We start from the raw sequence: 22,686 nt of genomic DNA, 5'->3' as shown, positions 1-22,686 counted from the left end.
CCGCCGCCCGCTACCGCCGTCGAGGAAATGCATTCGGGTTGGCGTCTTGCGCACGCGGCGTTCTCCGCCCCTGCCTTTTGGCCTCCCGGCGCCTCACCGCATAAGCATCGACCTCAGCCTGGAGAACGGCGCAGCTGGCCTCGATGATGTCCAGCGCACGAAGCAGCGCCGCCTCATCCGAGCGAAATCTCCCGGCCTTCGACTCGAGATAACTCAGCGTCGCATGGAACCCGAGCGGCCGATACAACTGCACGCACGAACGCAGCGCCGATATTCGATGCCGGTACGGCAGTCCGGGGTCGCGCACCTTGCGCGCATAGCCGCCGAAGCTCACCGCGCGAACAGAGCCGCACGGCCGAATGCCGCTCTCTCCACTAAAATCCCTCATTTGTCCATTCGTTTTGTCCACAAGCAAGGACGGTCATTTTCGTTCGACCAGGCATTTCGTCCTCACGCCCCATGTGGCGGAATGGTGATGACGGCGACAAACCACTGCACCTGACACTCGAAAGGACTCCTTCGTGAGCGTTCTCGCTGCGGTATCCGGCAATGTCACCGCCATCGGTTACGGCCTCGCCGCCATAGGCCCCGGCGTCGGCGTCGGCATCATCTTCGGCAACGGCGTGCAGGCCATCGCCCGCCAGCCCGAGGCCTACGGCCTGATCCGTCAGAACATGCTGCTGGGCTTCGTCCTCACCGAGGCGCTGGCCCTGCTGGGCCTGGTCGCGCCGTTCATTTTCCGGGCCATCCCGTAACGGTCTCGTCATTCCAGTCGGGGACCGTCACCGTTCCCGACTCCCAATCGCGCCGCAGTATCGCGTAACCCGTCGAGTCGTGCACCGTGCCGTCCGGCGCCGGCCAGGCCTCCCGGTAATGCGACTCCTTGACATACCCGCTCTTGCGGAAGACGGCGCGCATCGGGTGGTTGTCCTGCCGCGTATTGCCCTCGATGCGCCTGATTTCGGGGAATTCGGTGAACAGGTAGGAGGTCAGCCACTTGACGGCCGCCGTGCCCAGGCCGCGCCCGCGCCAGGCCTCGCGTACGCGCAGGTCGAACATGGGGGTGCCGTCGGTGAGGTCCTGCAGTCGCACCAGGCCCGCCCGCTCCCCGTCCGCGACGATCCAGAACGTGCGGCTCTCCTCGTCGTCGTAGAGACCCTCGGCGGCCCGCTTCCTGATCGCCGGCGCTTCCTGGACGCCCGCGTGGAAGGGCCAGTTCTCGCCGGTCAGGAAGCCGACGAGGGCTTCGGTGTCGTCAGGGGAGAAGCGCGTGAATTCGATGTGCACGTCGCAGAGCGTGTCGGGGGCGCGGGCGGGGCGTCAAACGGTTTTCCGTCACCGCCGTGGGTCACCGCCGTGGGTCACCGGGCGGGGTAGCTGCTCGTCATGGTGTCGAAATAGGCCTCGGGGGCCCCGTCGAGATAGTCGGCGGCATTGTTCAGGAAGTCGCGCAGCGGCGGATACTCGTTGTGCAGGTCGAGGTCCTCCTTGGATCGCCAGACCTCGTAAAGGAAGAAACGTCCGTCCGCTTGTTCGTGGATGTGATATTCCAGGTTTCCCTCCTCGGCCCTGGTCGGCTCGACGAGTGACAGCAGGATTTCCCGTACTTCGTCGGCCCGCTCGGGGCGGGGGCGGAGGAAACCGTACAGGGCGAGGGGCGCTTGCGTTGTCGTCATGTCACCGAAGGTAGAACGTCACATCGATGTGAGATTCAAGCCGGCGGGTCGTGAGGTGCGTCACACAGGCGAACGCCTGCTCAGTTGACGGTGACGGTGTGCCGCAGGTTGTTGAGGCCGGTGGACGGCTCCCAGGTGCCCTCGTTGGCGACCCTGATCGAGTACTCCGGCCGGGACGGCAGCAGCGGGTCCGGCAGGTTCAGCAGGAGCGCGTAGCTCCCTGCCGGGAGGGTGGCGGGGAGGCTGACGGTCTGGGTGATCGTGCTGGTGGCCCCGGCCGCCCACCGGCGCGGGTCCGCGCTGAGCGGGAAGCGGTGCACCGCCCACGTCGAGGTGTTGCGCAGGACCAGTTCCAGGCCGCGCGGGTTGAACGGCGCGGCGTACCCCTCGTTCTTCAGCGTGATGCTGACCGGCAGCCCGCCGCCGCGCGTGGCGGTACTCGGGTACGTGCCGCTCTGCAGGGCGAGGCGGTAGCCGAGGTTGCGGGTGATCTCCGCGAGGCAGCCGCCGGTGCTCCAGCTTCCCAGCACGCCGGTGTGGTAGTCGGTGTTCAGGTACGACCAGTGGAAGCGCGACAGCTCGTCCTTGGCGGTCGGGCAGTCCGAGCGCGGCGGGTTGGGGTTACAGGTCTCCCCGCCCATGGCCACGTACGCCGTCTCCGCCTGCAGGTACGGGTACTCCACGGCCGCGTTCTCGTAGGTGCCGTAGTCGTCCGGGCTGGCCAGGAAGCAGTCGTTGTGGTGCCCGAGCCGCGCCACGGCCGAGCCGCCGTACGCCTGGCCTGAGGTGACCGGGGTGGTGGTGTAGAGCGTGCGCTTGAACTTCGGCGTACGGAGCTGCACCATCCGCGTGGAGGGCAGCACGCTGAGCAGTTTGTCCACCACGGCCTTGCGGTTGGCCCAGTCGGCGGCGGTGACGACGCCGGCGTTGCCGAAGTTCTGGGTGTAGTACCACTCGCCCCACGCCCCGATGAACCCGGCCTGCATGAGGTAGATGACGTCCTGGTTGGCGTTCAGGTAGGGCTTGAGCTGGTCGAGGTGGGCCAGCACGCGGTCCTTGGCGGCGTCGGCGCCGTCGGTGGAGGTGGTGTAGGCGAAGCGCAGCACCATCTTCAGCCCCGCCGCGCGCACGGTGTCGAGCTGCTGCTGCAACTGGTCGAGCGCGGCCTGGCTGATCGCGGTGGTCCTGAACTCGGCTAGGTAGAACACGCACATCACCAGCGAGATGTTCTGGCCGGTGCGGTAGCCCTGGAGGGTGGCGAGGGAGAAGTCGTTCTTGTCGCAGTCGCCGGTGTGGTGGTAGAGGCCGCGCTCGGGGTTGGCGAAGTCGACGGTCGTGGGCGGGTACGTGACGGAGCCGCCCCCTCCGCCGCCGCCCGAGTAGACGTGCGTGTACTTGGCCGAGGTCTCCAGCGGGGACTCGACCTGGAAGACGAGGTCGGCGTCGTTCGGCGTGGCGCTCTCGCCGATGGCCGAGCGGGAGACCGTCCACCTGGCCGTGCCGCCCGACGACGTGTACGTCACCGGCCCCACGAGCGTCCAGCTCCAGCCGCCGCCGTTGTGGCGGTACAGGGAGGCGTTCTCGAGTAAGAAGTCGGCGCCCACGCCCGCCTGGGCGAAGCCGGTCGCGGTGCTGCGGTCGGTGTCGAGGTAGACGCGGGCGTACACGGGGCTGCCGGTGTAGGTGAGCTGGTACGTCACCGTCGTGGCGGTGTCGGTGGCCGATTGGCCGGTGATGGCGGCCTGGGCCGCGGACGGGGCGACGAGGATCGACGCGCACAGGGCGGTCAGGAGGGTGAGGACGCGTACGAGCTGGCGCATGGGGCTCCTAGGCAAGGCCGGCGGGGAGTGTCGGACTTGCGACTAATCATGGAGTCCATGCGAATTAAGTCAAGAGGTGTCGATGATATTGGCCGGAGGAGAGGTCGCTGAGCGCCATTAATGAGGGAGTCCTCAGTAATGCCCTGGCAGCCGGGGAGAGGGGGGCTCATGGTGACCGGCCGCCACCACCAGTCGCGCCTCCTCGTCACATCCCGAGACGATGACCGCCCCCGGCGCGGCCTGCGCGATCCACGACTCGGGCGCGGTGGCCGGCGCGAGCACCCGATCGAACGGCCCCCGCTCCGGACACCCGCGCGCGCTGTCGCCGCTGACGAGATGCGGCCGGACCCCGGCCGCGATCAGGTTCCGGTAGGCCTCCTCCGCCACCGCCGCGCTCTCCTCCACGGACGTCACCCGCCCCGACTCGCCCGTCAGCCGGCACAGCAGCGCCGTGATCCACCCGCTGCCCGTCCCGATCTCCAGCACCCGGTGCCCAGGCCGCGGGTCGAGCAGCTCCAGCAGATCGACGACGGAGCTGGGGGAGGGGTTGACGCAGGTGTAGGTGGCGCCGCCGCCGGCGAGCGGGGTGGCGATCGGCCGGTCGGAGTAGACGGCGTCCCACCAGGCGGTCGGATCGACGTCACGGTCGATCGGCGCGGCCACGCCGTCGTCGCCCAACACCAGCCCCAGGGAGGGCACGAACCAGTGGCGGGGCACCTTGCGCATCGCCTGCGCGATCATGCCGGGGGCGGGCTGCCGCCGCTCGGCGATGCCCGCGATCATCGCCTCCACCCGCCAGGCCAGATGGGGCAGCATCGTCGAGCCTCGCTGGGGTCCGCCGTCGTGCCTGCTCACAGCGCCTCCTTAGGCTGGCGAATGCTAAGGGTGACCGTACGATCGCGAGACGTAGTGTGGCAAGGCCGTGAAGGAAACTGGTCCGTCAGGACGAGGGGCGGTGCCGCTGGGCCGCGCGGGCGTGCGCCTCGGCCAGGATCGCCCGCGCCCGCTCACCGTCCTCGGGGCTGACGATGGACACCCACGACTGGGCGGCGTACAGCGGGTGCGGGATGACCTGGTCGGGCACCGTGTAGTCGACGGCGGCGTGGTGCGCGGCGTGCGCGGCCGGCGGGTAGCCGACGAGCCGCTCGAACGCGACGCGGCCGACCGCCGCGTTCAGCCGGAAGACCCCGGGCCTGTCGAGGCGGGAGGCGGTGTCGAAGCCCGGGTAGTCCTTGGTGACGATCGTCGCGTACGGCAGGCGGCCGTCGGCCGGCACGCGGTCCAGGCCGTCCGGCTCGTAGAAGAAGAACGAGTCGCCCCACGCCACCTCCGGCGCCCCGTCGCCGGGCCCGGCGGTGAACACGACGGTCCCCGGCAGACCACTCACGAACGTGATGATGTCGTCCTCTGTCATTCGAGGGCTCCTTTCAGTCCCCTCAATCGTCTCACTGCACCACCCAGTGAGACTTAGGCGGCGAACCACGAGACAAACGCGCGAAAAGCTTCAAAGCGCGTAGTGGTCGGGCAGGCTGGATCACATGTCAGAGACCCCTCTCCCCGGCGGTTTCGTGAACGCCGTCGTCCGTGTCGCCGACACCGTCCGCCGCGTCCCAGGCCCGAGGGCCGCGTTCGTCCACGAGGTGCTGCGCCTGTTCGAGCGGCGCGGCTGGGCGGGCGCGCCGCCCTTCCTCGGTCTGGACGAGCGGGGCCGCGAGATCCTCGGCTTCGTGGACGGTCACGTGGCGTGGGAGGAGAGGCAGCCGGACGGCGTCACGTCGGACGCGAGCCTGGCGCGGGTGGGGGCGCTGGTCCGTGAGTTCCACGACGTGACGGCGGGCACGGCGCTGGCGGGGGACGCGGAGGTCGTCTGCCACAACGACCTGTCGCCCAAGAACACCGTCTACCGGGACGGCGGCGCGGGGCTGCGTCCTGTGGCGTTCATCGACTGGGACCTCGCGGCGCCCGGCAGGCGCGTCCACGACGTGGGCCACGTCTGCTGGCAGTACGCGGGCCTGGCGCCGGGGGCGGAGCCAGGGGAGGCGGCGCGCAGGGTGCGGGTGATCTGCGACGGCTACGGGCTGGCGGACCGCGGCGAGGTGGTGGGCGCGGTGCTGTGGTGGCAGGACCGCTGCCGGCGCGGCATCGAGGCGGACGCGCGGGCGGGCCTGCCGCACGCGGTCAGGCTACGCGCGGACGGCGTCGCCGAGCGGGTGCGCGCCGCCCACGACTGGGTCGCCGAACACCGGGCCCTCCTGGAAAGCCACCTCTAACCGAGGGCGGCCGGGCTGGGCTCGTCGAGCGGCACGTAGTCGTGGCGCATCCCGTGATCGCCCAGCCACTGCCGCAGCCCCGCCACCGCCGCCGGATTGGCCGCCACCTGCGCCGCGTACTCCGACAGGGCGACCTCCTCCCCGTCGTCGAACAGCAGCCGCGCCGGCCCCGACCACGACAGCGTCCACTTGGCCTCGCCGAGCTGGATGAGCACCGCCTCCAGCGCCTGCCCGAGCACCCCGGCCAGCAGCGTGGGGGACGGGGTCCAGCCCTGCTCCAGCAGCTTGGCCTCCAGCTCGGCCTGCCGGCCGCGCGCGATGGCCTCGAACGCCGCGTCCAGGTACGGCCGCGCCGCCCCCATCACCTGCTGCCCGGCCATCGCCAGGTCGCGCACGGCGTCGGCGTTGCGGCCGGCGTACATGCCGTGGGAGATCAGCTCCTCCCACGAGACGGGCCGCAGCGTGGCCAGCGCCTCGGGGCTCCACATCGACTGCTCGACCGCCTGCACGGCCACGTTGGGGTCCACCAGCAGGGTCAGGGCCGAACGCGGGTCGGGGACGTGCTGGGGCTCCGGCAGGTGCTCGATGGCGGCCAGGCGGTCGGTCAGGCTGGGGTGGGAGTCGTAGGGGGAGATCTCCTCGGGCTGCTCGCCCAGCTTGGCGATCTCGGCCTGGCGCTCGGGGTCGCTCATGAGCGCGTGGAACCCGCCGAACACGGCCGCGGGCCTGGCGCCGCCCGCGCCGGTCAGCGACAGGTAGCTGCTGACGTACAGGTCCCAGCCGGTGGCGGTGGCGTGGATCTTGCGGAGCGCGCCGGCCATCGCCTGCCGGCCGCCGATGGCGACCGCGAGCTGGTCGGCCTCCAGCTCCTGACGCCGGGAGACGGCCTGCGAGACCCGCAGGTAGAGCTTGGCGTACCAGGTGAACAGGCGCTGGATGAACGGGTGGTTGTGCAGGCCCTGCACGGTGGCGATGAGCGAGACGCGACCCCGGTAGACGGGCGCGCCCAGGCGGGTGTGGGCGCCGCTGTAGTGGCCCAGTTCGTGCCCGAGCACCGCGCGCATCTCGTCCACGGTGAGCGTCTGCAGCAGCGGCAGGCCGATGAACATGCGCCGCCGCGTCGCCCGTAGCCCCAGGAGCTTGGTGTCCTCCGACACGGCCGCGTTCACCTCCGCGACCAGGCGGATCTCGTCCGGCGGCGCGGTGCGTACGCGCTGTGAGAGCTCCTCGACGGTCTGCCACAGCACCGGCTCGTGCTCGCGCCCGACCGGCACGCCGGGCTGCTCGCCGCCGCGGCGGCGGCTGACCATGATGAGGGCGCGGACGAGCGCGCCCGCCGCGAGGCTGAGCACGATCGCGACCTTGACCGTGTTGGCGTGGAAGTCGACGAGGAGCAGCACGTCGAAGAAGACGGCGGCGGCCAGGATGAGGCCGACGAGCACGTAGAAGCCGGCGAGCAGGGTAAAGGCCAGCACTGCTCGGAACGCTGTCGTCATGGGGGAGGGCTCCCGGGGAAGGGTTTCTCGCGAGGCTTGACACTAGCGGAGACCTGAAACTGGATAAAATCACTTCACTGATGCCGTACTACGACGAGCATGACCAGGAGCGTTGGGTTCCGGAACTTCCCGGCAATCCGGAACGCGCCGCGTTCGAGCGGGACCGGGCCCGGGTGCTGCACAGCGCCGCCCTGCGCAGGCTGGCGGCCAAGACGCAGGTGGTGGGCCCGGGCGACACGCTCGGCGGCGGCCAGCACATCCCGCGCACCCGCCTGACCCACTCGCTCGAGTGCGCCCAGGTGGGCAGGGAGATGGGCGCCACCCTCGGCGTGGACCCCGACCTGGTGGAGACCGCCTGCCTGGCGCACGACCTGGGGCATCCGCCCTTCGGGCACAACGGCGAGGTGGCGCTGAACGCGCTGTCGGCCTCGTGCGGCGGCTTCGAGGGCAACGCACAGAGCCTGCGCCTGCTCACCCGGCTGGAGGCCAAGGTCCTGACCGAGGACGGCCGCAGCGCCGGCCTCAACCTCACCAGGGCCGCGCTCGACGCCTCCATCAAGTACCCGTGGACGTGCGACAGGTCGCCCAAGTTCGGCGTGTACGACGACGACCTGCCGGTGTTCGAGTGGATCAGGGAGGGCGCCCCCGAGGGACGGGTGAGCTTCGAGGCGCAGATCATGGACTGGGCCGACGACGTCGCCTACTCCGTGCACGACCTGGAGGACGCCCTGCACTCCGGCCACGTCACCCCTGAGGCGCTCCAGTCGGCGACGGAGCGCGCCCAGGTGTGCCGGATCACCCGCACCTGGTACGCCCCCGGCGCCGACCTCAACGAGCTGGAGGAGGTCTTCGCCAAGCTGATCGCCGACCCGCTCTGGCCGCGCCACTTCGCGGCCACCATGGCCGACCTGGCCGGGCTCAAGGCGCTCACCAGCGGTCTCATCGGCCGTTTCTGCCGGTCCGCGCAGGCCGCCACCAAGGAGGTGTTCGGCTCGCGGCACCGCGCCGACCTGGTCGTGCCGCACGCCACGAGGCTGGAGTGCGCGCTGCTCAAGGGCGTCACCGCGCACTACGTGATGACCACCGCCGACCACAACGCCAACCAGGCCAGGCAGCGCGACCTCATCACCGAGCTGGCCTCCCTGATCACGCTCGGCGCGCCGGGCACGCTGGAGCCCGCCTTCAGGCCCGCGTTCCTGGAGGCGGCGAACGACGCCGCCCGCGTCCGCGTGGTGATCGACCAGATCGCCTCGCTCACCGACACCTCGGCGGTCGCCTGGCACCGCAGGCTCTCTCGCTGATCAAGAGTTCGTCAACGAGCCAGGTCGCCTGGCACAACCGGCTTTCCCGATGACCTCGGTGGGCGCATACTGCGCCCATGGCCACATATGTGATCGTCGGCGCCGGACTGGCCGGAGCGAAGGCAGCGCAGACGCTGCGCGAGGAGGGATTCGACGGCGAGATCGTGCTGATCGGCGCGGAGAGCGAACGGCCCTACGAGAGACCGCCCCTGTCCAAGGAGTATCTGCAGGGCAGGGGCGAACGGGAGAAGATCTTCGTCCACGAGCCCGGCTGGTACGCGGACAACGACGTGGATCTGCGCCTCGGCACCAAGGTCACCCGCATCGAGCCGGCTCATCACCTGGTCAGGCTGGGCGACGGGTCGCGGCAGCCGTACGACAAGCTGCTCATCGCGACCGGCGCCGTGCCCAGACGCCTGCCCGGCCCCGCCTACTACCTGCGGACCGTTGACGACAGCGAGGCGCTCAAGCGCCGCTTCGCCGAGGGCGCGAACGTGCTGATCGTCGGCGCCTCGTGGATCGGCCTGGAGACCGCGGCGGCGGCGCGCGCGGCCGGCTGCCAGGTCACCGTCGTGGAGCCCGAGCCGACCGCGCTCAACCGGGCGCTCGGCCCCGAGCTCGGCGCGCTGTTCGCCCGCCTGCACGCCAGCAAGGGCGTGAACCTGCGCTTCGGCACGGCCGCCGCGGAGATCACCGAGTCGGGCGTGCGGCTCAGCTCGGGCGAGCGGCTGACGGCCGACCTCGTCGTCGTGGGCATCGGCGCCGCGCCCGAGGTCGGGCTGGCCAGGGACGCCGGGCTGGACGTCGGCCAGGGCGTGCTCACCGACTCCTCGCTGCGCACCTCGAACCCCGACGTGTACGCGGCGGGCGACGTGGCGGAGTTCTTCCACCCCCTGTACGGCCGCCGCGTCCGCGTCGAGCACTGGGCCAACGCCCTGCACGGCGGCCCGGCCGCGGCCAGGTCGATGCTGGGCCAGGAGGTCGTCTACGACCGGCTGCCGTACTTCTACACCGACCAGTACGAGCTGGGCATGGAGTTCTCCGGCGACATCGAGGGCCATGACGAGGTCGTCTACCGCGGCGACCCCGAGAGCATGGAGTTCATCGCCTACTGGCTGCGCGACCGCCGCGTGATCGCCGGCATGAACGTCAACGTCTGGGACGTCGTGGACGACATCCAGGAGCTGATCAAGTCGGGCGTCACCGTCCACCCAAAGGAGCTGTCGTCGGGTTGACGATGATGACCTCGTCGTCATCGTCGTTGTTCGAGGTCTTCTTGGGCTTCGGGGTCTTGCTCGCCTGCGGCTCCGACTGCGGTTGGACGGACGCGCACTGCACGGTGCACTGCGGCGTCTCGCCCAGCTTGCCGCGCAGCTTCAGCGTCTCCTCACGGGGCGACAGCGTGCGGTTGCCCTTCTGCCAGGCGTCGAGGTAGTCCCACGGCTTGACCATGCCCCTGCGGACCCACCAGAAGGCCGGGCCGGTCTTCCACGAGATCGCGAAGTAGAGGTTCGGCCCGGTGTCGCGGGCGTTGCCCGAGCGGCCCACCCGGCCGAGGAGCTGGCCGCCCTTGACCCGCGCGCCCGGCTTGATCCCGTCGGCCACCGAGTCGAGGTGGCCGCCCAGATAGCGCACGCCGTCGTCGCCGACGATCGTGACGAACCTGCCCTCGCGGGCTGAGCCCGCGTCGGTGGACGCCGACCACCTGTCCTGGACGTTGACCTCGTCCACCACGCCGCCGACGGGCGCCACGAACGCGCAGCCCTGCGGCGCCCAGATCGTCGTCTTGGGCAGCACGAGCAGCTTGCGCTGGTAGGTGGTCTTACAGCCCTTCACCGGGAAGGTGTAGGTGTACTTCGACAGCTTGGGCGGCGGCACCTTGACCGGCTCGTCGCCCTCGGGCGGCTGATCGGCCGCCATGTGCTCGGGGGTCGGGATGGTCGCCGTCACGGCGGGTGTCCCGGTCACCGGGGCGGTGGACGGCGACGTGGCGCCGACACCCGCCAGCCCGGTGGCCTGGGTGCAGGCACCGGTCAACAGCACAGCGCCCGTGACGGCCGCCCATCGTCCGACAAGCCCCGATCGCATGATCTCCACCCGTGTCACCGTTTCCACCGACAACCTTTACCTTTGTAGCCGACCCGGAGACCGCGCATCACCGGTTTCCCCCTTTAGCAGCCACGAGGTAACCTCCGCCTTCCTCCCCGCCGCGACGGCCCGGGACACCCGCGCGGCGCAGAACCGTCGGCGGGGCGGCATAGACTTCCCGGCGTGGCTGGCCGGATCCGTGATGTCGACATCGCGCTCGTACGCGAGCGTTCCCCCATCGCCGATGTGATCGGCGAGCACATCCAGTTGCGTAACGCGGGAGGCGGCAACCTCAAGGGGTTGTGCCCCTTCCACGACGAGAAGAGCCCGTCGTTCAACGTCACGCCCGAGCGCGGGATGTACTTCTGCTTCGGCTGCTCCGAGGGCGGCGACGTGATCACGTTCGTCGAGAAGATCGAGCACCTGTCGTTCAGCGAGGCCGTCGAGCGGCTGGCGCAGCGGGCCGGCATCCAGCTCCAGTACGAGCAGGGCGGCTACGTGCCCCGGCGCGACCACGGCGAGCGGGCCAGGCTGATCGAGGCGCACCGGGCGGCCGCGGAGTTCTACGCGGGCAGGCTGATGGCGCCCGACGCGTCGGCGGGGCGGCGGTTCCTGTCGGAGCGCGGGTTCGAGCGGGCCGACGCGGAGACGTTCGGGGTGGGCTACGCGCCCAACGAGTGGGAGGCGCTCAGCCGCCACCTCATGGGGCGCGGCTTCACGGCGGATGAGCTGGTGAAGGGCGGGCTGGCCAAGGAGGGCAGGCGGGGGCCGATCGACCGGTTCCGCGGGCGGCTGATCTGGCCGATCCGGGACGCCACGGGCGATGTGATCGGATTTGGCGCACGGAAGCTGCTCGATTCCGATGACGGGCCTAAATACCTGAATACACCTGACACGCCGCTTTACAAGAAGAGCCAGGTGCTCTACGGGATCGATCTCGCGAAACGTGAGATCTCCAAGCGCGCGCAGGCCGTGATCGTCGAGGGATACACCGATGTGATGGCCTGCCATCTGGCCGGCGTGCCGACCGCCGTGGCCACCTGCGGCACCTCCTTCGGCGAGGAGCACATCAAGATCCTGCGCAGGTTCCTGCTCGACCAGGCCGAGTTCAGGGGCGAGGTGATCTTCACCTTCGACGGCGACGCCGCCGGGCAGAAGGCGGCGCTGCGGGCGTTCGCCGACGAGCAGAAGTTCGTCACGCAGACCTACGTCGCGGTGCAGAGCGACGGCCTCGACCCGTGCGACCTGCGGATCAAGCAGGGCGACGCCGCCGTGCGCGACCTGATCGCCAGCCGCGAGCCGCTGTTCCAGTTCGCGATCAGGAGCACGATCTCCCGCTACGACCTGCGCAGCAACGAGGGCAAGATCGCGGCCCTCGACGCCGCCGCGCCGATCGTGGCCGGCATCAAGGACGCGGGGCTGCGCAAGCGCTACGCCATCGACCTCGACCGCTGGCTCGGCTTCATGGACGAGCGGTTCGTCATGCAGCGCATCGCCGAGGTGGGCGGCGCCCAGCAGGGCCGCCGGCAGCGCGCGCCCAAGGCGGCGCCGGTCGATCCGAGCGTGCGCGTGGAGCGCGAGCTGCTCAAGCTGGCCGTGCAGCGCCCCGCCCTGCTCGGGCCCCGCTTCGACGCGCTCGACCCGCAGGCGTTCACCGCGCCCGACCACATGCTGCTGCACCGGGTCATCACCACCGCCGGCGGCCTCGCCCAGGCGGGCGCGGGCGGGCGCGAGTGGGTCGACCACCTGTTGCAGCACGCTCACGAGGAGGGCGCGCGGGCGCTGGTGACCAGGTTCGCGGTGGAGGCGATCCAGGTGGACGCGCACGCCGAGGAGCGCTACGCGGGCGACATCCTGACCGCCGCCGAGGCGATGCCGCTCGACCGGGCGATCGCGCAGGTCAAGTCGCGTATCCAGCGGCTCAACCCGGTGGAGCAGCAGCAGGAGTACAACAAGCTGTTCGGCGAGCTGGTGGCGCTGGAGCAGCAGCGCCGGGTGCTGCGCAACCGCGTCGCCGGGAGTAGTTGAACGCCCGGATAAATTCGTAATGGGCATAAGTCCTGGATAAAGGCCGTTTTGTCGGGCCGTCACGCACGGTGATCACCGCCTGGGCCCGGGGCCGGGCGGAGCGGGCGTCCACCGCAAGATCGTAAAGGTGGGAGCCCTGCCGGCCGCCCGCACCCGCACCCCTTGATCGCTCTCGGTTGGTAACAGTTCTGCAGCGATCGCAAGCGCCGAACCAGGGTGGTTGACCAGGGATTTGGCGCGGTCCACGATGTGACAAAGCGCGAGGACAACGGCCTCCGGGCAGCGAAAGAGTTGCGTCCGGCCCATCGGCGCCGCCGGCCGCGTGAATGCAGATCGCGTAATTGGCTTTACTTTCCTGATCAAACTCCTGCTAAACCTTTTGGCGATCTCAATTCGGCAAAGACGATCGTCTTACCTTCGGTGACAAAAATGGGTCTGCCATTTGATGGAACCAATACTGCAGACTGTCTCCCGTGGGTGCATCGGTGCTGCCAAGTGGACCGCCATCCGTAGATCAGGTGGCGGACCTCGTCGCGAAGGGAAGGGAGCGCGGGAGCGTAACCGTCGATGACGTCGCAGCCGCGCTTGACCGATCCGAGCTGCCGTCCGACGCGCTGGAACGCGTCGTACGCATGCTCGCCGAGAACGGCGTGGAGGTCCTCGAGCCCCAGGGCGACGAGGAGTCCACCCGCGCCGATGAGGAAGACGTAGGCAAGCGGGCGCCGACCAGCGATCTGGTCCGTATTTATCTGCGGGAGATCGGCCGAGTGCCCCTGCTGACCGCTGAGGAGGAGGTGGAGCTCGCCAAGTCGATCGAAGCCGGCCTGTTCGCCGAGGACAAGCTGGCCAACGGGGTCTCGCGTCTGGCCTTCCCGGAGTTCAGGGAGCTCGTCTGGCAAGGCACCCGGGCCAAACAGCGGCTGATCGAAGCCAACCTCAGGCTCGTGGTGTCGATCGCCAAGCGGTACGTGGGCCGCGGCATGCTCTTCCTGGACCTGATCCAGGAGGGCAATCTCGGGCTCATCCGGGCAGTCGAGAAGTTCGACTACACGAAGGGCTACAAGTTCTCCACCTACGCCACCTGGTGGATCAGGCAGGCGATCACCCGGGCGATCGCCGACCAGGCGCGGACCATCCGCATCCCGGTTCACATGGTGGAGACCATCAACAAGCTCGTCAGAGTCCAGCGCCAGCTCCACCAGGACCTCGGCCGCGAGCCGATCCCTGAGGAGATCGCCAAGGAGATGGACCTCCCGGTGGACCGGGTGGTGGAGATCCAGCGCATCGCGCAGGAGCCGGTGTCGCTGCAGTCGCCGATCGGCGAGGAGGACTCCGACCTCGGAGACTTCATCGAGGACGCCGACGCTGTCGTGCCCATGGAGGCCGCCGCCTTCATCATGCTGCAGGACCAGCTCGACGACATCCTGGCCACGCTGTCCGACCGCGAGCAGCGCATCATCCAGCTCCGCTTCGGCCTGGCCGACGGGCATCCGCGCACGCTGGAGGAGGTGGGCAGGGAGTTCGGCGTCACGCGTGAGCGCATTCGCCAGATCGAGTCGAAGACGCTGGCCAAGCTCCGCCACCCGACGCGCGCGCAGATGTTGCGGGACTACCTGGACTGACTGCGAAGGAGGGGACGGCTCCGCCGGAGCCGTCCCCTCCGCACGTCCGCTCCGCTCACGAGCAGCCCTCGAACTGCGGCACCGCGACGATGCCGCGCTGCAGCCACGACTCGCCGAACCACTTGCGCAGCAGCTTCTGCGCCGTCCCGTCCTGATACATCCGGGTGATCGCCCGGTTGACCGCCTCGCACCCCGCCACGTCGCCCTTGGCCAGGCCGACCCCCGTACGCTGCTCGTTGAACAGCGCGTTGGCCAGCCGCAGCCCCGACCCGTCCTGCTTGGCCAGCCCCGCCAGGATGACGTCGTTCGTGGTGACCGCGTCCACCTGCTCGCTCTTCAGCGCCGCCAGGCAGCGGCTGTAGTCGGGGAACGGCACCACCTCCGCCTTCACCCCGCGCTCCGTCACCACCCGCTGGGCCGCGTTCGAGCCCTGCACCTCGCAGATCCTGCGCCCCTCCAGGTCGCGCACGTTCGCGATCCGCTCGTCGGGCCGGATCAGGATGTCCTGGTAGGAGATGTGGTACGGGCCCGCGAACAGCACCCTGCGCTTGCGGTCCTGGTCGATCGTGAACGTGGCCACCACCAGGTCGGCCCGCCCGTCGATGAGCACCTTCTCCCGCTGCGCGGCCAGCACGCCGAGGAAGGTGACCTCCTTGCCCAGCTTGTCCGCCAGGTAGCGGGCGACGTCCACGTCGAAGCCCTCGAACGTGCCGTCGCTCTTGCGGAACCCGACCGACGGCAGGTCCGAACGGACCCCGATGACCAGCTCGTCCTTGTCCAGGATCGACTCCTGGCCGCCCACCCCGCAGCCGGTGACCGCGACGCAGACGACCAGCAGCAACACCGTGAGTACCCGCTTCACCTGTACTCCTTGAGTCGTGGCCACACGCCCGCCACCATCAGCACCCCGATCGCGCCGATGGCGAACGGCAGCAGCCGCCACAGGTTGTCCAGCGCGCCCTCACCGCTCATGATCGAGCGCTCGAACACCTTCTGGTGCGTGGCCGCCAGCTCCGTCAGCTCCCGGTCGTAGGCGTCGAACGCCGTCCTGACCCCCGCCAGCCGCGCGGCGACCGCCTCGTTGGTCCTGCCGCTCGTGGCGAGGTCGCGGAAGGCCTTGTCGGCCGCCTGGAAGCTCCGGTACGCCGCGGCCACCTCCTCGCCCTGCCTGCCGACCAGCTCGGGGCCCAGCAGCCCCAGGTAGCCGGTCGAGTGGGCGGCCACCGCGCCGTGATAGGTGGACAGGTTGCCTGCCTCGGTGTACATGACGGCCAGCGACCGGTCCAGGTAGGTGTGCTCGTAGGTGTCGGCCCGCTCCTTGTCCAGCAGGTAGCGGCTCTGGTCGCCCTGCATGCTGTTGCTGATCGCCCGCGCCTTGGCCAGCGTCAGCACCGAGTCGAACCCGGCCGACTTGGCCGTGCGCAGGTCCTCCTCGTCCTGCGCGAGCGCGCTCGCCCCGACGAACAGCGCCGCCACGGTCGTCACCGTCGCGACGATCAGCGCGGGCCCGAAGACCCGCCGGAAGCGCCGCGCCAGGAAGAGCTGCAACCACAGCAGGCAGCCCAGCGCCACCAGCCCGGCCAGCACGACCGCGATGCGCACCAGCGGCGCCACCACGGTCTGCGCGTCGTAGGTGGCGCGCACGATCGTGCCGCTCTCCAGCGTCAGGTTGTAGGCCTGCGGCAGCAGCACCATCCGCATCAGGTCGGTGGCCTCGCGATAGGTGCGCACCACCTCCGCGGGCGGCGGGCCCGGCGCGTGCCCGGACTGCTCGTTCAGCAGCAGCGCCCGGCCGGCCAGCCGCTCGTACCGGCCGAGCCCGTCGAGCACCGACTGCACGGTGGCGCGCTCTGCCGCGTTGTCGCCCGACAGCTCGAACGCCTGCAGCAGCGTCCGGTTGGCCTGGGCCCGCTGCCGCTCGTACCTGGCCAGCGCGTCCCCGCGCTGCTCCGCGTACGCCTCGCCCATCACGAGCACGTTGGCGACCTGCGCGTCCATGTCGCTCAGCGCCAGGTAGAGCCCGGCGGTGGCGACCACCTGCGGCCCCGCGTCGCGGCCGATGACCCGCAGCCCCTCGCGGGCGCTGGAGCTGCCGACCGCGAGCGCGGCGAAGAGCAGGGCCAGCGAGGCGACCGTGATGCCGGAGATGACCCGGATCCTGCCGGGGACGCTGCGCTGCCGTACCGGCGCGGGAGGGGGAGCGGCGGGGACGGGGGCGGACGGCGAGGTCCGCACCACGGTCACGGCGTCCCCTCCCTGATCGTGATGACCGTCCAGGCGCCCAGATGGATGCGGTCGCCAGGGCCGACCGCGACCGGCACGTTCACCTTGAGCGTCCTGCCGTTGACCTGCGTGCCGTTCGCCGAGCCAGGGTCCACCAGCATCCAGGTGCCGTCGGGCTGGCCCAGCAGCACGGCGTGCAGGTGCGACACGCCCGGGTCCTCGGGCGGGCCGGACAGGTCGATCTCCGGCTCCAGGTTCCTGGCGCGGCTGCGCCGTCCGATGCGTACCTGCTCGCCGTGCAGCGCGAACGACCGCTCGGGACAGTACGGCGGGAACGCCATCGCGGCGGCGTCGGGACCGCCCTCGGCGATCACCTTCTCGTAGTACGTGCGGTCGGAGGCGGTCACCGCCTCCCAGCGCGCCCCCATACCCGCCCCCGTCGCGGGGACCTGCGAGGGGGCGGCGCCGGTGTAGTCGTGGCCGCACACCTCGCAGAAGTGCCCGGCGCGCGGCGTCTGGCAGATCGGGCACGCTTCGGCCGGCTGGGCCGGCGCCGCGGCCGGTGCGGGCGGCTGGGAGGCGGGCTGCGGGGCGCCGGCGAGCTGGGTGCCGCATACGTCGCAGTAGTCGTCGGCGCCCGACTGGTGCCCCTGCGGGCAGGTCGCCATCAGCTTCCTTCCTTACGCAGCCGGCTCGTCCGCACGGAGCCGGTGTCCAGCTCGATCTCGTCGGCCTTGTCCACGTTCCTGCGCAGACGCGCCGTGCCCGTGGCCGGATCGACCTCCACCACCTTGTCCAGCAGCCTGGCGGTGTCCTCCCGGCCCGACTCCTTGGCGAGCTGCCGCGCCTTGGCCAGGCGGGCGGTGGCGGTGTCCACGTCGCCCATGGCGCGCAGGCTCAGCCCGTCCTGGATCAGCTCGTGCAGCTCGGCCTGGCCCGTGTAGTGGGCGACCTTCCTGTTGATGCGGGTGGACTGCGCCAGGTCGTCGGTCCACTGCGCCAGCACGTTGCCGCTGGCCACGACCTCCTGCGTGTCGGGGCGCACCAGCTTGACCCAGCCCGCCCTGATCTCCTGCCCGATCTGGCCGGGCGGCACCTCGACGCAGATGTGGTACTCGCGCTCCTCCGTGCCCCAGGAGCCGGTCGGGTAGTCGCCGGTCAGCGGGTTGACGTCGGCGCGCTTGCCGGTCAGGTCGAGCAGCGTGGGGGAGACCTGCTTGACGAACTTGAGCTGCGCCGTCTGCGGCACCCACACCCGCAGCGACAGCTCGGCCACGGTCTTGCTCATCGAGGTCTGCGTCAGCCGCCGGAAGAACTCCGGCAGATCCCCCTGGTTGCGGACGAAGTCAAACGTGCCCAGCATCGCCTCGGCCACCTTGCGCAGCTCGCCGGGCACCCAGTCGTCGCCGACGCCCAGGCTGTCGCAGACGAACTTGCCGCTCCAGCCCGCCAGCACCGAGGCGAACACCTCGGGCCGCTCGTTGTTCTGCCCGTCGGTCATCAGCAGCGCGTGCCTGATCGCCGAGGGGTGCGCGGTGAGCAGGTGGCCGGCCAGCTTGAGCCACTCGCCGATCGCGGTGCCGCCGTGCGCGCTCAGCCTGCTGATCGCCCGCTCCGCCTCGGCCCTGGTCGCCGGGCTGGCCCTGACCAGGTTCGCGTGGCCGCCCGGATAGACGACCGTGGCCCGCTCCGTGCCGGCCACCACCGCGAAGTGCACGCCGTCGCGCAGCGTCCGCACGGCCGTGGCCGCCGCCTGACGGGCCTCGCGGATCTTGCTGCCGCTCATCGAGCCCGACGTGTCAATGATGATCACCTCGGCCGCCTCGGCAGGCGCCGCCTGGACGGTCGCCCCGCCCGTGGAGCCGATGGTGAGGATGGCGTGCACCTCACGGCCGTCAAGGGGGAGGTACTTGTTCTGGTCGATGTTCAGCGTGAAAGCGGGCTGGTCACCCATGCGCTTCTCCTAGGGGGATCAAGGCGATCGTCACGTTGTCCTGGCCGCCGCGGCCCAGCGCGTGTCGCAGCATCTCGCGGGCCATCTCCAGGGGGGTCCCCGTGGTGGGAAAGTCGTAGCCGTCCAGGTAGCGCCACAGGCCGTCGCTGCAGATCAGCAGCAGCCCCGGCGTACCAGGCGGGAGCGTGCGGACGTGCGGGCCCGCGTCCTCGGCGTCGGCGCCGAGCCACGCGGTGATCTCGCCGGTCTCCACCGCGTCGTCCCGCGTCAGCGGCGTGCCCGAGGGCAGCAGGTACGCGCGCGTGTCACCGGCCCAGGCCAGCGAGACCGCGCCGTCCCGACCGGCCACGGCGGCGATGTAGGTGCAGGCGGGGGCGTCGTCCACGGAGGTGGCCAGCTTGGTCACGGCGCGGCCGGCCAGCTCGAACGCCTCCTCGTGCGACAGCCCCCTGGCCAGGGCTGCGGAGGCGGTCTCGACGGCCGCCGCCGAGGCCTCGTCGGCCCTGGGGGAGCTGCCCACGCCGTCGCAGACCACGGTGACCGTGATGCCGCCGGACTCCAGCAGCGCCACCGCGTCCTCGTTCCTGCTGCGCCGCAGGCCCCTGTCGGTCAGCGCCGCGGCGCCCCGGCCCGAGGCTTCCGCGAGCACGATCTCGGCGTGGTCGCGGCCGGTGGGCTGGCGGGCGCCGCACCGCTCGCAATACCCCTCCGGGTCCACGGCCGCCGCGCCGCAGGAGGCGCACGCCGGGGCGCCCAGGGCGTGGCCGCACGCCTCGCAGTAGGTGTCGCCCGCCAGCACGGGCGCCTCACACACCGGGCACACGCCCGCGCTCTCGCTCTGACTCACAGCCACGTCCTTGGTCGCACGGCGTTCGCCTGGTCGATCAGCGCGTGCCGTTCCCTGCGGGAATCGGCCGCCACCGCCAGCCTCCTGAAGAGGGACTCCAGCCGCCGCCGCAGCCCCGTCTCGGTGAACGGCGCGTCGGCCAGCCGCAGGTCCTTGGGCGGCGGGTTGCTCTCCAGCCACGCCAGCGCCCCGCCCAGCAGCTCAGCGACGAGCAGGTCGCGGCGGCGCGGATCGAGGTCGGCCTGCTGCGTCACCCGCTCGACCGCGCCCACCAGGTCGGCGGGCCGCACCGCGCTCACGTCGGGCCGCCGCACCACCGAGGCCGCCAGCGCCACCTGCGCCGCCACCCGGTAGACCGATGTGGCGGGCACCTCGTCCAGCGTGCCCATCCGGCCCGACCTGGCCAGCCCGAACGCCGCGCTCACGTAGGTCCTGTCGGTCCGCCAGACCAGGTCGTACCAGGGGGCGGCCGGCTTGCCCGCGCTCTCCAGCGCGAACGCCAGCGCCAGCTTGGGCGCCGTCTCGCCGGGCAGCGCCGACAGGCATCCGTCGAACTGCCGCACCGCCTCGTCCGCCTGCCCGGTGGACATCGCCAGCACCCCCCGGTACCAGGCGAGCCGCCAGTCACCGGGCAGCTCGCGGTCCAGCTCGCGCAGCGCGACCGGCGTCTCCGCCGCACCCGACTCGGCCAGCAGCCTGACCCGCATGAGCCTGGTCTCGGGGGTCTGCGGCATCGCGGCGAGCTGGTCGATCAGCTCCCTGCCGTCGCGCCCGATCAGCCCCGCCAGCGAGCCGGCCGCCGGGTCGAGCGGGTCCACCAGCGGCACCGGCAGCGCCCGCGCCACCGCCACCGGGTCGAGCGGCCCGAACACCTCCGCGTCCGACTCCGCCAGCGCCGTCCCGACCGCTCGGCGCTCGGGCCCGAACAGCGTGGACAGCGCAGGGTAAGGCACCCCCTCCTCCAGCGCGCTGACCTCGCGCAGCACGCCGACGAGCTGCTCCTCCATCTCCTCGGCGCTCTGGAACCGCTCGGCCGGGTTCACGGCGGCCGCCTTGTGCAGCAGCCGGGTGAACGACGGGTGCCCGCAGTCGTCCGGCAGCGGGCTGGCCACGCCGCCCTTGGCCGGGCTCCAGCCGGGGACCGCCAGCACCGCCAGCGTCCTGGCCACGGTGTAGAGGTCGGTGTTCACCGACGACGGCCTCGTGTCCAGCTCGGGGGCGTGGTAGCCGACCGTGCCCCACGACGAGCCCACCGGCGAGCCGAACGGCTGCACCGCGCCCATGTCGATGAGCTTGAGCCGCTTGCCGACCCGGATCACGTTCGCGGGCTTGAGGTCGCAGTAGACTTTCTGGTTCTCGTGCATGTACGCGAACGCGTGCAGGATCTCCCTGCCGTACATGAGCACCTCGCGCAGCGGCAGCGTGCCCTGGCGGCGCAGCTCGTGCAGGGACTGGCCGCCGACGTACTCCATGACGATGTAGCCGTGGCCGGACGAGCGCTGAAAGTTGTGGATCTTGACGATGTTCGGGTGGTCGAGCGTGGTCAGGAACTTGCGCTCGGCCTCCGCCGCCGCGATCGCCTCCGCGTCCATCGTGTTGAGCAGGCCCTTCAGCACCACCCAGCGGCCGTCGAGGTTCTCGTCGGAGGCCAGGTAGATCCAGCCGAGCCCGCCGTGCGCCAGGCAGCCCAGCACCCGGTACTGGCCGGCCACCAGGTCGCCCTTGTCCAGCTTCGGGGTGAAGGAGAACTGGGTGCGGCAGTGCGGGCAGAACCCGTCCGTCAGCCCCGGACGCCCGTCCCTGGAACGTCCGACCGGCTCCCCGCACGCCGGGTTCGCGCAGAACCGCTTGTCCTCGGGCACCTCCGGCTTGGCCATGACGGCGGTCGCCGGGTCGCGGTAGGGAACGGACGGCAGGTCGGCGACGGTGGCCAGCACGCCGGCCCGCGACCGGCCGCTGCTCACCGGCCCGCTCATCGGCCTGCTGCCCACCGGCTGGGTCCGCACAGGTGCGGAGGGCGCCGATGAGGGGATCGAAGGTGAGACCGCCGCGTGGCCGCAGAGGTCGCAGTAGCCGTCCTCGATCGTCCCGGTGCAGCCGGGCTGCGCGCAGCGGGTCATCGCTTACCTCCGGAGATCGCGCGCTGGTAGTTCTCGACGGCCGTGGCCGCCCTCGTCAGGTCGCAGGGCGCGCTCCACAACAGGGCGCGCGCCCGCTCGTACAGCTCCATGACGGCCGGATCCTCGGCCAGGCCCTTGCGGACGGCCATCACCTGGCAGGCGCCGAGCCTGCCGCGCAGCTCGTCGCGCCGGCCGACCAGCCCGTAGAGCGCCTTCGCCGTCGTCAGTGCCTGCTCGGCGGCCGTACGGGCGTTCTCCTCCAGGGCCGACAGCCGCTTGGCGCGCTGCACCCAGGTGTCGGCGGAGGCGTCGAGCGCGTCCAGCGCCCCGGCCAGCCCGTCGACCCTGCTGCGCGGCTGCGCCTGGGGCGGCAGGGCGATCTTCACGACGACCGCGCCGTGCGCCAGCCTGGTCTCGCTCTCGGCCGCCCGCACCCGGTCGAGCTCGGCCAGCAGGTTCTCGCGGCGCCGGGCGTACTCACCCTTGACCACGAACGCCAGCTCGACCTCCGCGCGGACGCCGGCCAGCAGCCGGGCCAGCCGGTCCAGATCCTGCTCGACGGAGGGGCCGAGCGGGTCCTCGACCACCGCGGCGCGGATCCGCCGCAGCTCCGCCTCCTGGCCGGACAGATCGGCCGCCTCACCCAGCTCCCGCTCCAGCTCCCTGACCTTGCGCAGGTCGGCGTCGGCGTCGTCGAGGCGGGGCAGCACGGACGTCCACACCGCGTCGATGTCGTTCAGCGTGGCCGTGACCTCGCGGAAGGCGGTGTCCATCCGCGTCACGGCCTCGTCCAGCGTCAGCCGCTCGTCCGCCTGCGGAAGCAGCGAGCGCTGCTCGACCGGCTTGGCCGCGGCGCGCACCACCACGCAGGCGCCGCCCAGCAGCTCGGTCAGCCGGGCGAGCTGGTCGGCGCCCAGACGGGCACGCGTCGCCCTGACCTGCTCCGCCTCCCGCAGCACCGCGCGGTAGGCGTCGTTCAGCGACCACAGCGCGGTCAGCGCCTCCTGGGCCGCGGCCCAGCGCCGCTCGGTCGCCCCCCGTAAGGACGCGCCCCTGATCAGCTGGTAGGTGGTGTGCGATTCGAGATCGAGCAGGTCGCCTGAGATGCGGTCGCGCTCGTCCGCGCGGGCACGGAGCGCATGCTCTGCGCCTTCCCTGCTCATTGGTGGTCCCAGGCTCATCACGCTCCCCGTGAAGAGGCCCCCCGATGCCCCGTTTATACCCGCCCAACGGCGGTCGCG

The 22,686-nt window shown here is 71.1% G+C and carries 21 protein-coding genes; 6 read left to right on the top strand and 15 right to left on the bottom strand.

The window, feature by feature from the left end; translation table 11 throughout:
- Positions 1 to 10 precede the first annotated feature (10 nt).
- Positions 11 to 334, bottom strand: a complete 324-nt coding sequence (locus ABD331_RS05185; RefSeq protein WP_344471093.1) for a hypothetical protein — start codon at positions 332 to 334, stop codon at positions 11 to 13.
- Between the two features lie 187 nt (positions 335 to 521).
- On the opposite strand from ABD331_RS05185, the gene atpE reads away from it, so the two are divergent.
- A complete protein-coding gene (atpE, locus tag ABD331_RS05180; protein WP_148435679.1) occupies positions 522 to 755 on the top strand; it encodes an ATP synthase F0 subunit C in 234 nt (77 codons plus the stop codon).
- On the opposite strand, the gene ABD331_RS05175 is transcribed toward atpE, so the two are convergent.
- From ABD331_RS05175 to ABD331_RS05155, 5 genes are all read right to left on the bottom strand, one after another.
- Entirely contained in the window at positions 733 to 1,287 is a 555-nt protein-coding gene (locus tag ABD331_RS05175; RefSeq protein WP_344471092.1) for a GNAT family N-acetyltransferase, read from the bottom strand. The genes atpE and ABD331_RS05175 overlap by 23 nt on opposite strands.
- 74 nt (positions 1,288 to 1,361) lie before the next feature.
- On the bottom strand, positions 1,362 to 1,676 hold the full coding sequence (locus ABD331_RS05170) for a putative quinol monooxygenase (RefSeq protein WP_344471091.1): 315 nt from the start codon (positions 1,674 to 1,676) through the stop codon (positions 1,362 to 1,364).
- Positions 1,677 to 1,756: 80 nt separating this feature from the next.
- Positions 1,757 to 3,496 (bottom strand): DUF4832 domain-containing protein, encoded by a 1,740-nt coding sequence (locus ABD331_RS05165; RefSeq protein ID WP_344471090.1) that lies wholly within the window; start codon positions 3,494 to 3,496, stop codon positions 1,757 to 1,759.
- Between the two features lie 132 nt (positions 3,497 to 3,628).
- Positions 3,629 to 4,351 (bottom strand): methyltransferase domain-containing protein, encoded by a 723-nt coding sequence (locus ABD331_RS05160; RefSeq protein WP_344471089.1) that lies wholly within the window; start codon positions 4,349 to 4,351, stop codon positions 3,629 to 3,631.
- Between the two features lie 85 nt (positions 4,352 to 4,436).
- A complete protein-coding gene (locus tag ABD331_RS05155) occupies positions 4,437 to 4,910 on the bottom strand; it encodes a DUF6194 family protein (RefSeq protein ID WP_344471088.1) in 474 nt (157 codons plus the stop codon).
- 124 nt (positions 4,911 to 5,034) lie between these two features.
- Between ABD331_RS05155 and ABD331_RS05150 the strand changes: the two genes are divergently transcribed.
- Entirely contained in the window at positions 5,035 to 5,766 is a 732-nt protein-coding gene (locus ABD331_RS05150; RefSeq protein ID WP_344471087.1) for a phosphotransferase, read from the top strand.
- Here ABD331_RS05150 and ABD331_RS05145 read toward each other — a convergent pair.
- Positions 5,763 to 7,262, bottom strand: a complete 1,500-nt coding sequence (locus ABD331_RS05145) for a M48 family metallopeptidase (protein WP_344471086.1) — start codon at positions 7,260 to 7,262, stop codon at positions 5,763 to 5,765. The two genes, ABD331_RS05150 and ABD331_RS05145, sit on opposite strands and share 4 nt — an antisense overlap.
- 80 nt (positions 7,263 to 7,342) lie before the next feature.
- Between ABD331_RS05145 and ABD331_RS05140 the strand changes: the two genes are divergently transcribed.
- Both ABD331_RS05140 and ABD331_RS05135 read left to right on the top strand, forming a co-directional pair.
- Positions 7,343 to 8,563 (top strand): deoxyguanosinetriphosphate triphosphohydrolase, encoded by a 1,221-nt coding sequence (locus ABD331_RS05140; RefSeq protein ID WP_344471085.1) that lies wholly within the window; start codon positions 7,343 to 7,345, stop codon positions 8,561 to 8,563.
- Positions 8,564 to 8,640: 77 nt separating this feature from the next.
- Positions 8,641 to 9,798, top strand: a complete 1,158-nt coding sequence (locus ABD331_RS05135) for an NAD(P)/FAD-dependent oxidoreductase (RefSeq protein WP_344471084.1) — start codon at positions 8,641 to 8,643, stop codon at positions 9,796 to 9,798.
- Here ABD331_RS05135 and ABD331_RS05130 read toward each other — a convergent pair.
- On the bottom strand, positions 9,764 to 10,651 hold the full coding sequence (locus ABD331_RS05130) for a M23 family metallopeptidase (protein ID WP_344471083.1): 888 nt from the start codon (positions 10,649 to 10,651) through the stop codon (positions 9,764 to 9,766). The genes ABD331_RS05135 and ABD331_RS05130 overlap by 35 nt on opposite strands.
- Positions 10,652 to 10,834: 183 nt before the next feature.
- On the opposite strand from ABD331_RS05130, the gene dnaG reads away from it, so the two are divergent.
- Positions 10,835 to 12,679, top strand: a complete 1,845-nt coding sequence (dnaG, locus tag ABD331_RS05125; protein WP_344471081.1) for a DNA primase — start codon at positions 10,835 to 10,837, stop codon at positions 12,677 to 12,679.
- Between the two features lie 518 nt (positions 12,680 to 13,197).
- Positions 13,198 to 14,301: an RNA polymerase sigma factor RpoD gene (rpoD, locus tag ABD331_RS05120; RefSeq protein ID WP_241563834.1), complete on the top strand. Its 1,104-nt coding sequence runs from the start codon at positions 13,198 to 13,200 to the stop codon at positions 14,299 to 14,301.
- Positions 14,302 to 14,356: 55 nt separating this feature from the next.
- On the opposite strand, the gene ABD331_RS05115 is transcribed toward rpoD, so the two are convergent.
- The 7 genes from ABD331_RS05115 to ABD331_RS05085 are packed head-to-tail and all read right to left on the bottom strand — an operon-like array spanning position 14,357 to position 22,608.
- Entirely contained in the window at positions 14,357 to 15,163 is an 807-nt protein-coding gene (locus ABD331_RS05115) for a transporter substrate-binding domain-containing protein (RefSeq protein ID WP_344471080.1), read from the bottom strand.
- Positions 15,160 to 16,545, bottom strand: a complete 1,386-nt coding sequence (locus ABD331_RS05110) for a hypothetical protein (protein ID WP_344471079.1) — start codon at positions 16,543 to 16,545, stop codon at positions 15,160 to 15,162. Before ABD331_RS05110 ends, ABD331_RS05115 begins: the two co-directional genes overlap by 4 nt.
- A complete protein-coding gene (locus ABD331_RS05105) occupies positions 16,542 to 17,192 on the bottom strand; it encodes an FHA domain-containing protein (protein ID WP_344471078.1) in 651 nt (216 codons plus the stop codon). Before ABD331_RS05105 ends, ABD331_RS05110 begins: the two co-directional genes overlap by 4 nt.
- A complete protein-coding gene (locus ABD331_RS05100) occupies positions 17,192 to 18,478 on the bottom strand; it encodes a vWA domain-containing protein (RefSeq protein ID WP_344471077.1) in 1,287 nt (428 codons plus the stop codon). Before ABD331_RS05100 ends, ABD331_RS05105 begins: the two co-directional genes overlap by 1 nt.
- On the bottom strand, positions 18,471 to 19,325 hold the full coding sequence (locus ABD331_RS05095; RefSeq protein WP_344471076.1) for a PP2C family protein-serine/threonine phosphatase: 855 nt from the start codon (positions 19,323 to 19,325) through the stop codon (positions 18,471 to 18,473). Before ABD331_RS05095 ends, ABD331_RS05100 begins: the two co-directional genes overlap by 8 nt.
- Positions 19,322 to 21,445 (bottom strand): tetratricopeptide repeat protein, encoded by a 2,124-nt coding sequence (locus tag ABD331_RS05090; protein WP_344471075.1) that lies wholly within the window; start codon positions 21,443 to 21,445, stop codon positions 19,322 to 19,324. Before ABD331_RS05090 ends, ABD331_RS05095 begins: the two co-directional genes overlap by 4 nt.
- Entirely contained in the window at positions 21,442 to 22,608 is a 1,167-nt protein-coding gene (locus ABD331_RS05085) for a coiled-coil domain-containing protein (protein ID WP_344471074.1), read from the bottom strand. The genes ABD331_RS05090 and ABD331_RS05085 overlap by 4 nt, the downstream gene beginning before the upstream one ends.
- Positions 22,609 to 22,686 lie beyond the last annotated feature (78 nt).

Source organism: Nonomuraea monospora, assembly GCF_039531895.1.
Classification (GTDB): domain Bacteria; phylum Actinomycetota; class Actinomycetes; order Streptosporangiales; family Streptosporangiaceae; genus Nonomuraea; species Nonomuraea monospora.
Note: the sequence above shows the minus strand (reverse complement) of the source record. Positions and strands in the feature narration are given on the sequence as shown.

Coding starts and splice junctions, on each gene's coding strand:
- ABD331_RS05150 (WP_344471087.1), top strand. CDS start 5,035: ATGTCAGAGACCCCTCTCCCCGGCGGTTTCGTGAACGCCGTCGTCCGT.
- ABD331_RS05100 (WP_344471077.1), bottom strand. CDS start 18,478: ATGGGTGACCAGCCCGCTTTCACGCTGAACATCGACCAGAACAAGTAC.
- ABD331_RS05090 (WP_344471075.1), bottom strand. CDS start 21,445: ATGACCCGCTGCGCGCAGCCCGGCTGCACCGGGACGATCGAGGACGGC.
- ABD331_RS05165 (WP_344471090.1), bottom strand. CDS start 3,496: ATGCGCCAGCTCGTACGCGTCCTCACCCTCCTGACCGCCCTGTGCGCG.
- ABD331_RS05130 (WP_344471083.1), bottom strand. CDS start 10,651: ATGCGATCGGGGCTTGTCGGACGATGGGCGGCCGTCACGGGCGCTGTG.
- ABD331_RS05105 (WP_344471078.1), bottom strand. CDS start 17,192: ATGGCGACCTGCCCGCAGGGGCACCAGTCGGGCGCCGACGACTACTGC.
- ABD331_RS05140 (WP_344471085.1), top strand. CDS start 7,343: ATGCCGTACTACGACGAGCATGACCAGGAGCGTTGGGTTCCGGAACTT.
- ABD331_RS05085 (WP_344471074.1), bottom strand. CDS start 22,608: ATGAGCAGGGAAGGCGCAGAGCATGCGCTCCGTGCCCGCGCGGACGAG.
- ABD331_RS05135 (WP_344471084.1), top strand. CDS start 8,641: ATGGCCACATATGTGATCGTCGGCGCCGGACTGGCCGGAGCGAAGGCA.
- ABD331_RS05170 (WP_344471091.1), bottom strand. CDS start 1,676: ATGACGACAACGCAAGCGCCCCTCGCCCTGTACGGTTTCCTCCGCCCC.
- ABD331_RS05155 (WP_344471088.1), bottom strand. CDS start 4,910: ATGACAGAGGACGACATCATCACGTTCGTGAGTGGTCTGCCGGGGACC.
- ABD331_RS05145 (WP_344471086.1), bottom strand. CDS start 7,262: ATGACGACAGCGTTCCGAGCAGTGCTGGCCTTTACCCTGCTCGCCGGC.